Source organism: Gracilibacillus marinus, assembly GCF_042651725.1.
GTDB lineage: Bacteria > Bacillota > Bacilli > Bacillales > Amphibacillaceae > Gracilibacillus > Gracilibacillus marinus.
In genome coordinates this window covers 1,098,903-1,111,107 of sequence record NZ_JBHSDV010000001.1, presented here as the reverse complement: position 1 = coordinate 1,111,107, position 12,205 = coordinate 1,098,903, and the positions used below count along the sequence as shown (strand labels likewise).

Annotated in this window: 16 protein-coding genes; 3 read left to right on the top strand and 13 right to left on the bottom strand. The window is 34.7% G+C overall.

Annotated features, from left to right (window positions below):
- Positions 1-12 precede the first annotated feature (12 nt).
- Together dapF and ACFOZ1_RS04970 are read right to left on the bottom strand one after the other, a co-directional pair.
- Positions 13-876, bottom strand: coding sequence for a diaminopimelate epimerase (gene dapF, locus ACFOZ1_RS04975; protein WP_390196586.1), 864 nt, complete (start codon positions 874-876; stop codon positions 13-15).
- An 11-nt stretch (positions 877-887) separates the two neighbouring features.
- On the bottom strand, positions 888-1,136 hold the full coding sequence (locus tag ACFOZ1_RS04970; protein WP_390196584.1) for a DUF1450 domain-containing protein: 249 nt from the start codon (positions 1,134-1,136) through the stop codon (positions 888-890).
- 204 nt (positions 1,137-1,340) lie between these two features.
- Between ACFOZ1_RS04970 and ACFOZ1_RS04965 the strand changes: the two genes are divergently transcribed.
- Positions 1,341-1,571 (top strand): NifU family protein, encoded by a 231-nt coding sequence (locus ACFOZ1_RS04965; protein ID WP_390196583.1) that lies wholly within the window; start codon positions 1,341-1,343, stop codon positions 1,569-1,571.
- Positions 1,572-1,651: 80 nt separating this feature from the next.
- Here the strand turns inward: ACFOZ1_RS04965 and thrB are convergent, their stop codons facing one another.
- The 4 genes from thrB to ACFOZ1_RS04945 form a co-directional block, all read right to left on the bottom strand.
- The gene (thrB, locus tag ACFOZ1_RS04960) at positions 1,652-2,554 is read right to left on the bottom strand and encodes a homoserine kinase (RefSeq protein ID WP_390196582.1); all 903 of its coding nucleotides are present in this window, start codon (positions 2,552-2,554) and stop codon (positions 1,652-1,654) included.
- The gene (gene thrC, locus ACFOZ1_RS04955) at positions 2,551-3,612 is read right to left on the bottom strand and encodes a threonine synthase (RefSeq protein ID WP_390196580.1); all 1,062 of its coding nucleotides are present in this window, start codon (positions 3,610-3,612) and stop codon (positions 2,551-2,553) included. Before thrC ends, thrB begins: the two co-directional genes overlap by 4 nt.
- 3 nt (positions 3,613-3,615) lie before the next feature.
- On the bottom strand, positions 3,616-4,908 hold the full coding sequence (locus tag ACFOZ1_RS04950; protein ID WP_390196577.1) for a homoserine dehydrogenase: 1,293 nt from the start codon (positions 4,906-4,908) through the stop codon (positions 3,616-3,618).
- A 154-nt stretch (positions 4,909-5,062) separates the two neighbouring features.
- On the bottom strand, positions 5,063-6,034 hold the full coding sequence (locus tag ACFOZ1_RS04945) for a protein kinase family protein (RefSeq protein ID WP_390196574.1): 972 nt from the start codon (positions 6,032-6,034) through the stop codon (positions 5,063-5,065).
- A 92-nt stretch (positions 6,035-6,126) separates the two neighbouring features.
- Here ACFOZ1_RS04945 and ACFOZ1_RS04940 point away from each other — a divergent pair, with 92 nt between their 5' ends.
- On the top strand, positions 6,127-6,630 hold the full coding sequence (locus ACFOZ1_RS04940) for a phosphatidylglycerophosphatase A family protein (protein ID WP_390196571.1): 504 nt from the start codon (positions 6,127-6,129) through the stop codon (positions 6,628-6,630).
- Positions 6,631-6,814: 184 nt separating this feature from the next.
- Here ACFOZ1_RS04940 and ACFOZ1_RS04935 read toward each other — a convergent pair whose 3' ends face one another.
- Together ACFOZ1_RS04935 and mobA are read right to left on the bottom strand one after the other, a co-directional pair.
- A complete protein-coding gene (locus ACFOZ1_RS04935) occupies positions 6,815-7,210 on the bottom strand; it encodes a YbaN family protein (protein WP_390196569.1) in 396 nt (131 codons plus the stop codon).
- Between the two features lie 7 nt (positions 7,211-7,217).
- A complete protein-coding gene (mobA, locus tag ACFOZ1_RS04930; RefSeq protein ID WP_390196566.1) occupies positions 7,218-7,796 on the bottom strand; it encodes a molybdenum cofactor guanylyltransferase in 579 nt (192 codons plus the stop codon).
- Positions 7,797-7,961: 165 nt separating this feature from the next.
- Here mobA and ACFOZ1_RS04925 point away from each other — a divergent pair, with 165 nt between their 5' ends.
- Entirely contained in the window at positions 7,962-8,684 is a 723-nt protein-coding gene (locus tag ACFOZ1_RS04925) for a Crp/Fnr family transcriptional regulator (RefSeq protein WP_390196563.1), read from the top strand.
- On the opposite strand, the gene mobB is transcribed toward ACFOZ1_RS04925, so the two are convergent.
- From mobB to ACFOZ1_RS04900, 5 genes are read right to left on the bottom strand one after another with little or no spacing between them, the layout of a single operon-like run.
- Positions 8,681-9,187, bottom strand: coding sequence for a molybdopterin-guanine dinucleotide biosynthesis protein B (mobB, locus tag ACFOZ1_RS04920; RefSeq protein WP_390196561.1), 507 nt, complete (start codon positions 9,185-9,187; stop codon positions 8,681-8,683). The genes ACFOZ1_RS04925 and mobB overlap by 4 nt on opposite strands.
- Positions 9,188-9,217: 30 nt before the next feature.
- Positions 9,218-9,451, bottom strand: coding sequence for a molybdopterin converting factor subunit 1 (moaD, locus tag ACFOZ1_RS04915; RefSeq protein WP_390196559.1), 234 nt, complete (start codon positions 9,449-9,451; stop codon positions 9,218-9,220).
- A gap of 5 nt (positions 9,452-9,456) precedes the next feature.
- A complete protein-coding gene (locus ACFOZ1_RS04910; RefSeq protein ID WP_390196556.1) occupies positions 9,457-9,918 on the bottom strand; it encodes a molybdenum cofactor biosynthesis protein MoaE in 462 nt (153 codons plus the stop codon).
- 14 nt (positions 9,919-9,932) lie between these two features.
- Positions 9,933-11,171: a molybdopterin molybdotransferase MoeA gene (locus ACFOZ1_RS04905; protein ID WP_390196553.1), complete on the bottom strand. Its 1,239-nt coding sequence runs from the start codon at positions 11,169-11,171 to the stop codon at positions 9,933-9,935.
- A 13-nt stretch (positions 11,172-11,184) separates the two neighbouring features.
- Positions 11,185-12,201: a ThiF family adenylyltransferase gene (locus ACFOZ1_RS04900; RefSeq protein WP_390196550.1), complete on the bottom strand. Its 1,017-nt coding sequence runs from the start codon at positions 12,199-12,201 to the stop codon at positions 11,185-11,187.
- Between the last annotated feature and the right edge of the window lie 4 nt (positions 12,202-12,205).

Genomic DNA, 12,205 nt, shown 5'->3' with positions numbered 1-12,205 from the left:
CTTCCTCAACATTCAATTGTTTTGCTCCCAATAAAAAATTCCTTCAATAGTTGTTTCTGCTTTTCCTCGCATCCATACGATATCTTCTTCATCCCATGTAATGTATAAATCGCCACCAGCTAAATGTACAGTGATTTCTTGCCCTTTGGCTAGCTTTTCATTTAATACACTTGCAACAACCGACGCACATGCACCCGTACCACATGCTTGTGTTACACCTGAACCTCTTTCCCATACACGGAAATGAATTTCTTTGTCATTCACTTTTTCGATGAACTCCACATTGACACCTTCAGGAAATCTAGCATCTTTTTCAATTAATGGTCCTAAAGTCGTAAGTGGTGCTTCATTTATCTCATCAACGAAAAATACCGCGTGCGGATTCCCCATCGATACAGTGGTTACAGCTAAATGCTCTGTACCAATAGTAAAAGGTTCTGCAATTACGGTTTCCCCTTTCGCACCTTCCATTGGAATGGTTTCACGAAGCAAGTGTGGTTTTCCCATGTTCACTGTTACTTCATTTATCAAAGTTCGATCACCATGTACTTCTGCTACAACATTTCCCGCTTTTGTCTCAATCGTAAATTGTTTCTTCTTGACAAGATTATTTTCATAAGCAAACTTCGCGACACATCGTAAGCCATTTCCACAATTTTTCCCTTCTGAACCGTCATTATTAAAAATTCTCATACCTACATCTGCAATATCTGTAGGATGTATAAGAATTAATCCATCAGAGCCAATTCCGAAATCTTTATCCGCAACGGCAATTGCAAGATCATGGAGGTATTCTTCTTTTATTGCATAATCGAATACATTAATAAAAATATAACTATTTCCTAATCCATGCATTTTAGTAAAAGGTATTTTCATAAACAAACTCCTCATCTATCTTTAAAAATTACTTCATCTACATACGCATATACTTCATCAACCAGCTCATCTGGTGAATCAGCAGTGACCGGATTCCCATTCACAATCGCAACAAAATAATTGCGACAGATCCCACAAAAACTAGTACAGCCATATTCCGCCACTCTAAAATCCGGATCTTTTATTAACTCTTGTCTTACTTGTTCAGTTCCTTTTGCCAAGTTCTTTACACAAAAAGCAACATTTACTTGAACATCCATGTTATCACACCTTTAAAAGCTTCTACCTCTCAGTTTATCACAAACTTCCTTGTTCCTCATTATAAACTAGCACTCTTTTATTTACAAAACTGTAGTGACACGCTAAAATATAAGAGAGAGAATGATTATCAAATGTGACGAATTGCATAGCTCGAATTACTGCATGCATTTATAATAGATGTAGATTGGAAAGGGGTAGATGAGATGGAGCAACAAATGGAACAAGTACAAGAAGTTTTGAATAAATTACGTCCATTTTTATTAAGAGACGGTGGAGATGTAGAATTAGTAGATGTAGAAGATGGCATTGTTCGTTTGCGACTAATGGGCGCATGTGGGAACTGTCCAAGTTCTACCATCACTTTAAAAGCAGGAATTGAACGTGCTCTGATGGCAGAAGTTCCTGGTGTAAGAGAAATAGAACAAGTTTTTTAAAATTCTAATGCTAAATATAGCTATTAACAAAATATAAAAAGTAAATCCTATCAATTTCGATAGGATTTACTTTTTATTTATTATACTTCACTTTTAATTCGATCAACGAATACTCCAGCATTCTCCACTTGTAATGAAAGCCACTGGTATGATGGGTAATCACTTTTCCATTGCTTCAATGCACTAAACACATTTTTGTCATCTACAATTGCAATCATTGTCGGTCCAGCACCACTAAGGAATACACCATATGCTTGCGAACGCAAATATGTTGTCAGTTCATCATAATGTGGAATTAATGACTTACGAAATGGTTGGTGAAAATGATCTTTTTGCATCATTTCCCCTAACAAATACCATTTACCTTGGCAAATTGCAGCAACACTCACATTTGCCACACTACTTGCCTGTACACTCTCTTGATAACTAAATTGAGTTGGTAATACTGCACGAGCATCTTTTGTTTTTAATTCAAAATCAGGAATAACAGCAACAAACGTTACACCCTTTACAGGTATCTTCGTATATTGCACTTCTCCATCATAGTGCCCAATTATACAACCACCTAATAATGATGGTGCTACATTATCCGGATGTCCTTCAATATCTGTTGCAATTTGTAATTTCTCATCTTTGGTTAAGTCTAAATTTAATAAAAGATCTGCTAACTCGATTCCTGCAATAATGGCAGTAGCACTACTTCCCAAACCTCGAGCTAAAGGTATTTCACTTTTCATTTCTACATAACAAGGTTTTAATTCTTCTTTTTTTCCATACTTCTCCGCAACTTGTTCTACAATCTGATAGACTAAATTTTCTTTACCACTTGGTATTCCCTCTAAACAAGCAGAAGTAGGAACGAACTCCCACTCCTCGCTTATTGTTACATCTAATTCTAAATATAAATTGAGTGCTAACCCAATGGAATCAAATCCAGCACCTAAATTAGATGTACTTGAAGGAACTTTTATTTTCCAATTCATGCCTTCACACTACCTAAAATCTCGTTCATTACGACTTCCTCTTCATTTGGAAGCACTGTTGGTTTTACTTCACTATAATCAATTGCCGTATTCGGATCTTTTAGTCCATTTCCAGTAAGTACTGTTACAACAGTTGCACCTTTTTCTACTTTACCTTGTTCTAATTTTTTAAGTAATCCAGCAATAGACGCACATGAAGCAGGCTCTGCAAACACACCTTCATTTTGTGCTACCCATTTATATGCTGCAATCATTTCTTCATCTGTAATTTCATCGATTTCTCCATTAGATTCATCACGTGCATTCACAGCACCTTGCCAACTTGCAGGGTTACCGATACGAATTGCTGTACCTACTGTTTCTGGATTTTCAAAGACACGATCATGAACAATTGCTGCTGCACCACTCGCTTCAAATCCCATCATTTTCGGTAAACCAGATTGTTTTAATTCATTGTACTCCTTAAATCCTTTCCAATATGCTGTAATATTACCCGCATTGCCAACTGGAATAAATAAGTATTCAGGTGCTTTTCCTAATGCATCTACAACTTCAAATGCAGCAGTTTTTTGTCCTTCAATACGATATGGATTAACAGAGTTAACTAATGCCACTTCACCAGTTTCCCCAAGTTTACGAACGATTTTCAGTGCATCATCAAAGTTCCCTTGAATCGAATAAATTTCAGCCCCATACATAACTGCTTGCGCGAGCTTACCTTGTGCAATTTTCCCTTCTGGAATAACAACAATACAACGTACTCCTGCACGCGCAGCAAACGCAGCTGCAGATGCAGATGTGTTACCAGTAGAAGCACAGATAACAGCTTTTGCACCATCTTCTAGAGCCTTTGCCATTGCCATTACCATTCCACGGTCTTTGAATGAACCAGTGGGATTTAAACCTTCGTATTTTGCATATGCATGAATACCATATTTCTTTGATAATTTCTCAAGTTTGATTAAAGGTGTGTTCCCCTCATGCAAACTAATCATTGGTGTATTTTCATTAATCGGTAAATATTGTTTGTACTCGTGTAATAATCCTTGCCAAGCCATTTATTAGTCCTCCCCATCGACGCGATAATAACTGATAATACGATTTACTACGTCTAATCCTTTTAGATTTTCTTTACTATTCATTAATTGTTGCTTACTTATTTTATGCGTAATCATGACAATTTCAGCAGTATGTTCTTTTTCAGATGGTAATTGTAGAATTTTTGCAAAACTTATATTCTCATCTGTGAACACATTTGTGATTTTCTGGAATGTACCTGCAGTGTCATCTACTTCCATACGAATAAAGTATTGCATATATTTCTCGTCATTTTCTTTTAATTGCTTTTCGTATTGTGGTGTAATGTAATCATTACCTGTAATACCTAAGCGGATATTTTTCACAACTTCCATCAAGTCAGAAACTACAGCAGTCGCTGTTGGTAAACTACCAGCTCCTGGTCCATAGAACATTGTCTCCCCAACTGCTTCTCCATATACATATACTGCATTCATTTCATTCTTTACTAATGCTAATGGATGGTCTTTTGGTAACAATGTTGGTTCGACACTTACTTCGACTTTTCCGTGATGAATGGAAGCAATCCCTATTAATTTAATAGTATACCCTAAGCTTGTCGCAAAAGTAATATCTTCTTGAGAAATTGTACGAATTCCAGATACTTCAACATCTTCTAACCCAATTTCCATTTTAAATGCTAAGTTAGCTAAAAGCGTCATTTTTCTTGCAGCATCTAGTCCATCTACATCTGATGTTGGATCAGCTTCAGCAAAGCCTAAATCTTGCGCTTCTTTTAACACAGGCTCAAATGCTAAGTCTTCATCTGTCATCTTCGTTAAGATATAATTTGTTGTACCATTCACAATCCCCATAATTTTCTGAATTTTATCAGAAGCAAGACCCTCTGTTAATGAACGAATAATTGGGATTCCACCAGCAACACTTGCATCATAGAAAATATCACATTTATTTTCTTTCGCTAAACGCAATAGTGTTTGACCATGTATTGCCATTAAATCTTTATTAGCTGTGACAATATGCTTTTTATTACGAATGGCTTTCTCTAATAATATATTTGTATCTTCAATGCCGCCCATTACTTCAATAATGATATCAATTTCTGCATTGTTAACCAGTTCTTCTGGATCTGTTGTTAACCATTCTTTTTTAATAGAAATATCACGTTTCTTATTTATATCAGATACTAAGATTTTTTTTATATTAATTTCACTGCCAACCTTATATTTAATCTCTTCGGCATGATCCTTTAATATTTTTACCACACCTGTACCAACAGTGCCTAATCCACAAAGGCCTACATTCACTTGACTCATTCGATTGCCTCCCCCTATTTGTATGTTTTGCGAAAACAATTGTTTGTGTATAGTGGACATTATACATGTCTCTTTCCTGTTTATCAATACCCATTTGCCTATCTATAAAGAAAAAAATGCATGCATCCTGCTTCGGATGATGCATCCTTTGCACTTAATTCATTAACCAATCTAATTGTATAACACTTTCTTTAGATATATCAATGCCAATTTGATAAAAAAATGTTTGTAAATTTTTTTCATAATGAATTTGCATTTCTTCTATTTTGCCTAATGGAGTGTCACTATAATTTAACCTAACACATTCGTCCATCGCATCATACAAATGAATAGGAAAGAGCAGCCTTGCAAATACCATTTTCCAACTGAACGGTGATGGTTGGCAAATAGATAGATAATCTTTTAAAAATGCTTGTATAGTTGGATGATTAATCCCATCCTGTTCACACAACATTGGTCTTAAATATTCCGCTATATCTCTTGCAGGATGATCATAGATAAGACGATGCGTCCAAATATATGGTTCTTGTAATTGATTAGATAAACGAGCATAAGCAAGTACAGGTTGATCGAATTCGTTATAATTTCTTTCTTTCATCACAAGATTCATATATTGAATCGCATTTTCGGATATACCTATTATATATGGAAAATAATCGACTAGTTCACGCATGAATGGTGGTGTTGGTTTATGTTGGTAATATGTTTTGAAAAGTTGTTCATATTGATCGACCTTTTGAATCCACAATTCTTTCCAATTACCATAATTGTTAATGGACTCTACTTTATAAGGAAAAAGCTGACCAATTCTATGAAATATCGCAAGTTGTTTACCAATTGACATTTGATGTAATTCAGACTCTCTCGCATAATAGAGCATAAATGTTTCTTTACCAATCGATGTAATAAACTGATTATGTACATTTTGAATTGGACAAAGCACATTCGCTACATCATACTCATGAAAATGTTTTGCAATAAAGTATTTTTCCCAAGCCTCTTCTTCTGAAAAGGTAACAGGAATAATAAAGTAATGATATTCATTATCTGTATATGTCGGATAAGGGTGTTCCGCAACCTGTTTACTCGGCGTGTGAATAGGGTAATGTAAGAATAACGGATGCATACAAATTGCCTCCTTCACGTATAATCATTTTTTTCTGGTATAATAATATATGTCAACTGAGTTAGAATAATGAAAATATAGGATGTGAGCAAATGTCAAAATCAGAACTAGAAGTAAGGGCACGTCAATTGCTGAAAGAACGTGGTGTTGAGATTGAGGATATTGCTGAATTAGTATATTATTTACAAAACAAGTATCAAGAAAATCTAACGATGGAAGCATGTTATGAGAATGTAGATCGGGTTTTAATGAAGCGTGAAGTCCAAAATGCGATTCTAACAGGGATTGAATTAGATATTTTAGCAGAACAGAAAAAATTATCTTCCCCATTACAAGAAATTATCGCAACAGATGAAAGTCTATACGGGATTGATGAAGTCATTGCATTATCTATTGTGAATGTTTATGGCTCTATCGGCTTCACAAATTATGGGTATATAGACAAGGTAAAGCCAGGCATACTCAAAAAACTTAATGACAAATCAGACGGAGATTGTCACACATTTTTAGATGATATTGTCGGTGCAATCGCAGCTGCCGCATCGTCAAGACTTGCACACGGAGCAGTAAATGACCACAGTATAGACGATGAATGACAATACAAAAGCTTAAAGTACAAAAGCCCAAACGATTCAAAAGCTAATAATCGAATCGTTTGGGCTTTTATATATTTAGGATGAAAATGAAATGTGACTTAATTTTCCTTCTAAATATGTGCTTGCAACCGCTTCGGCTTGTCTGTTCTCCTTTCCGTGGGTTTTTATGCTTACCTTTCTCTACTTATATATCTTGTTTGTTTATTTCTTTTTCTTTTAATAATGGTGATGTAAGGATAAATATCGTGACACCACATGCTATAAGTATCATTGTTATCTTTACTAGAATAAGTGGGATAATCCATAACGTACTAAGTATCCCAATCCATACAATGCTAATAGCAAATAATTTAATATTAAGTGGCACACCATTTCCTTTTTGATATTCTTGAATGTACTTACCAAAATAGCGATTTGTTTCAATCCAATGATGCAATTTTGGAGAGGATTTACCAAAACAGAACCCTGCTAAAATGACTAATGGTGTTGTTGGTAACAGTGGAATAACAATACCGATAATTCCTAATAGAAGGCTAATACTTCCACCAATCACCCAAAATGTTCGTCTCACTCTATTCATGCATATGTCACTCCGTCTTGCTTATTGTGTGAAGCTCTTCAGTCGTATTAATATTCTTAAAAAACACTTCCTCTTTCTTTGTAAATGGGATATAGTGTACTTGTAACCTTTTTAATAATTGATACATTGCTCTATTGTCATTTGTGAGCATTTCATAAATATGCCTTTTTACCCTTCTGTTGTAAATAGCAACTAATGGTTGAATATCGTCACAAACTTTTGCAACGACTGCATCCATTTCAGGATTTATATGATCTGTAAGCTTATATAAAATCGATTCATGTAGTAATGGCATATCTATAGGTAATACGACATACCATTCTGCTTCTAACTGATCCATTGCAGTATACAATCCCGCCAACGGTCCCATTCCTTTAAATCTCTCATCATCCACAAGGACAGAGACAGGAGATGGATAACAATTTATCTGATCTTTTTTCGATAAAATATAAATATCTGTTGTGATTGATTGTAACACACGAATCATATGTTGATAAAAAAATTGATTTTTCCATGTTGCAAATGCCTTAGGAGTACCGAATCGACTAGATTCCCCTCCCGCTATAATAACACCCTTTATTTCCATTCGTATCACCTTTCACAAAATATTCACTATTATGTAACAAATCTGTTTATTTATTAATGATTAAAGATAAGGATAATATGATAAGATGAACATATAAAACATGTATTTAAAATACTTAATTCTCACTAATTTATATAAATATGCAATATAATGGAGGGTTCATTTATGCAACCTGTTAAGAAAATTGTGCACCAAAGACATGAAGATAAAATCTCAAGTGAATTAAGAGCATTATTAGAATCCATTAGTCACACGAAAAAAACGTATAAAAACACCTTCTTATTTCAAGAAGGTATGGATGCGAATGAAATATATATTCTGAAATCTGGTATCATTCAAATTGAAAAACTTACTGCGGACGGTAAAGAACTTACGTTACGTATATGTAAAATGAATGATTTAATTGGCGAGTTAACATTATTTAGTGATGAAGCAAAATACTTACTAAGTGCACGAGTATTGACATCAGGAGAAGTATTAGTAATTAATAGAGATTTACTCGAAAAAGCACTAATTAAAGATGGTGCATTAACATTTGAATTTATGAGATGGGTAAGTAACCATATGCGAATATTTCAATCAAAGATTCGCGACCTCTTATTAAACGGAAAGAAAGGTGCTCTTTATAGTACATTAATTCGTTTAACAAACAGTTACGGAATTCAAACAAATGACGGTATTTTAATCGAAATGCCTTTGACGAATCAACAATTAGCTAACTTCTGTGCCGCTACTCGTGAAAGTGTGAATCGAATGTTAAGTGAATTGCGTAAATTAGACATTGTTCATGTAAACAAAACTGGACACATTATTGTAAAAGATGTAGATTTCTTACGTCAGGAAATAGGCTGTGAGAATTGTCCAATTGAAATTTGTAATATTGACTAATGATTATAAAAAAATTGATTAATCGTATCTGATATAGACTCAATTAATTGTATTTCTGAATCAAATAGCAGATGGTTACCAAATTCTTGATTAGATGGATTATTGGTAATCACTGCTTTTATATTATTTAAATGCTTCAGCCTATTCCAATCATCATCATTTCTTATTCTCACTATTTTTCCAAATGCCTCTTGTTTAAATCCTTCTATAATTACTATTTCTACCCCTAATTCTTTGTATAAAACTAGTAGCTTTTTAACGTCCAATACATCGTTCGTCGCTTGGAGATGGACTGTATTCTCACCTAATACCGCACTTAATTCTGCGCCATTTTCAAATGTCTTACTAGAATCTGTACTGCTTGGATATTCCGGTTCTCCACCATGTCCATGATGTTTGATTGTTGCACACCGAAAACCTTTTTCCTTGAAATATTTCAAAAGATGAATACTTAGCGTTGTTTTTCCACTGTTCTTAAATCCTACTATTTGAATCACATACATGACATTCACTCACTTTTCGACAGTATCCCCTTATCCACCACTTACTGGTGGAATGATTGCTACAATATCTCCTGACTTTATCTCATCGTCTTCGAGTGCATATGCTTCATTTATTGCAACCATTGCTTCTGTTACACGAACTAATCCAAATTCTTCTTTTAAGTATTCTTTTAATTCGCGAACAGAGACCCTATCCATTTCTAATGGAAGCTTGTCTTTTTGTAATTGCTCTTGTAATTGGGCAAATAATAACACTGTAATCATTTTATTCATTCCTTCTCCATTTTTGGTAAGCCATTTTGATAAGATGTCTTTTCTAATTGGTCACCAATCCATTCTTGTCCATCTTCCCAAATCTCTTTTTTCCATATTGGTACAATTTGCTTAATTCGCTCAATAGCATATTCATTCGCTTCATACGCTGCTTTACGATGTGGCGATGACACTGCAATCACTACGGCAGCCTCTCCAATATCTAAACTACCAATTCTATGCGTAATCGCAACAATCGCATTCTCCCATTTAGATGTGATTTCTTCTCCAATCTGCGCCAACATTTTCTCTGCCATTGGGACATATGCTTGATATTCTAAGTACACCGTTCGTTTTCCATTTGTAAATTCTCGAACCGTACCGATAAAAGTAGTGATCGCCCCTGCTTCTCTTTTCTCTACTTTCTGTATCAGTTCATTCGTGTTAATTGGTTCAGTTACTATTTCGAATAACTTCATGACAATCCTTCTCCTTAATATAGCTCATCAATTAATCGTATATCTACTACTGCACCTTTTCTGTAATCATCTCTACCTGCTTGTAAATGAATCAGACAGTTTGCTTCTGCTAAAGAATGCACCATATTTGATTTATCTTTTCCAGATAATTTTACATGAAGTTGACCTTTCTCCATATATGCCTTCCCTCTAATAAATCGATCAAAGGAATTTTTCTTGTCAATCGATTCAGATAAAATCGCTTTTTCTATTTTTAAACCTATCGATTCTTTTGCTAAGTATGTATCAATCATTGGTTTTGCAAATAATTCAAAGCCAACATAGCATGCAGACGGATTCCCAGATAAACCAAACAAAATTTTCTCATTGATTGTAGAGACAGTTGTTACACTACCTGGTCGCATTGCTACCTTATTAAATAATACTTCTGCATCCATCTGTTGATAGATTGCTGGTAACAAGTCATAATCACCAACAGATACACCACCTGTTGTTATAAGAAAATCTACTTCATTCAATGCACGTTTCATCTGTTCCACACATTCTTCTAATACATCACTAACTTGTCCATAATACTTAGCAATCGCTCCAGCACGTTTTATTTGAGAAATAATCATATATGCATTGCTGTTACGAATTTTCCCTTCTTCTAATGGCTCACCAACTTCAATCAGCTCACTACCTGTTGCCATTACACCAATAACTGGTCTTTTATATACAGGTACGTCCTTATAACCAAATGTAGCTAATAATGCAACAATACCTGGATTAATTTTTGTCCCTTTTTTGACAATGACTGTCCCTTTTGCTACATCTTCTCCTTGAAAAGAGATATTTTGATTTTTTTTCATTTTCTTAATTAGTTTGATTTGACTAGGTGAGTCTTCGGTAATGTCTTCTAACATAATGACACAATCCGCATTTGTCGGTATTTTAGCACCTGTCATTATTCTAATTGCTTGGCTCGGTTGTAGTGGCTCCGTATAGACACTACCTGCACCAATTGCACCAACAACATCCAATACGATTGGGTTGTGTAATGAAGCATCTATTGTATCATTAGCAATTAACGCATACCCATCATATGGTGAACGATCAAATAATGGGACGTCATGATCTGCGATTAGATCCTCACTTAAAATGCGATTATCTGCATCCATTAAAGGAATCCGCTCTATATCTCCTTTTATCTGACAAGCTAACACTTTATTTATTGCATCTTCTACTGGAATTGGATTACGATGTAAGTTCATTTCATTCATCCTTTTAACCAACTATTTGATAATACAGTTTCTTTGCAGAAGCAATGGAATTCGTACCATGTACAAATACTCTGCCATCTTGGAAAAATACCATTTCATGTTCTTCTAATTTTAATCTAATAAGGAATGGATTCATTACCATTTCGCCAAATTTTTGGACATGTATAGCTAATTCATTTAATTCGAATTGTTTCCCTCTTATTTGAACAGTATCTCGGCCGCAAAGTACCGCAACCTTCTGTTGATTAGCGTAATCTAATGAAGGATATGTCTGATTATCGCCACAGCTTTTGCAGTTCGCATCTTTTGCTTTTGTCACATCAATCGATTGAAATTGATTTTGCCATAAATCAAACAAAATTAATGTTGTTCGAAGCTTGTCATTTGCTTCAACTAATAGCTTCAACGCTTCTGTTACTTGATAAGAAACAACCACCTGTACTGCTGGTCCAATCACACCGACAGCGTCACATGTCGCTCCAAACATTGGTGTTACCTTTAATAGACAATCCATACAAGGTGTTTTTTTTGGAAGGATCGTATACGACATACCAGCACTTCCTACACATGCACCAAATATCCACGGAATCTCATATTTTTGACAAAGGTCATTAATAACAAATCTTATATCAAAGTTATCTGTAGCATCCATTACAAGATCGATATTATTTAAATACGGTTCCAGTGAATTCGGATTTGCATCGAGTACAACCGCTTCAATGTTCACTTGGCTATTAATTTTATTCAATTGTTGTTTCGCTGCGATTACTTTCGGTGTATGATTCAAAACATCTTCTTCAGTGAAAAGGTGTTGTCTTTGTAAATTTGTCAAATCTACATAATCTCTATCTATAATCGTTAAATTACCAACACCTGCTCGCACTAACATCTCAGCAATGGAAGATCCTAGCGCTCCACAACCGACAATAAGTACATTTTTTTCTAACAACTTTTCTTGTCCACTATCACCAATATGTTGAAACATCATTTGACGATGATAACGTCTTAAATCTGTATGCATTCTC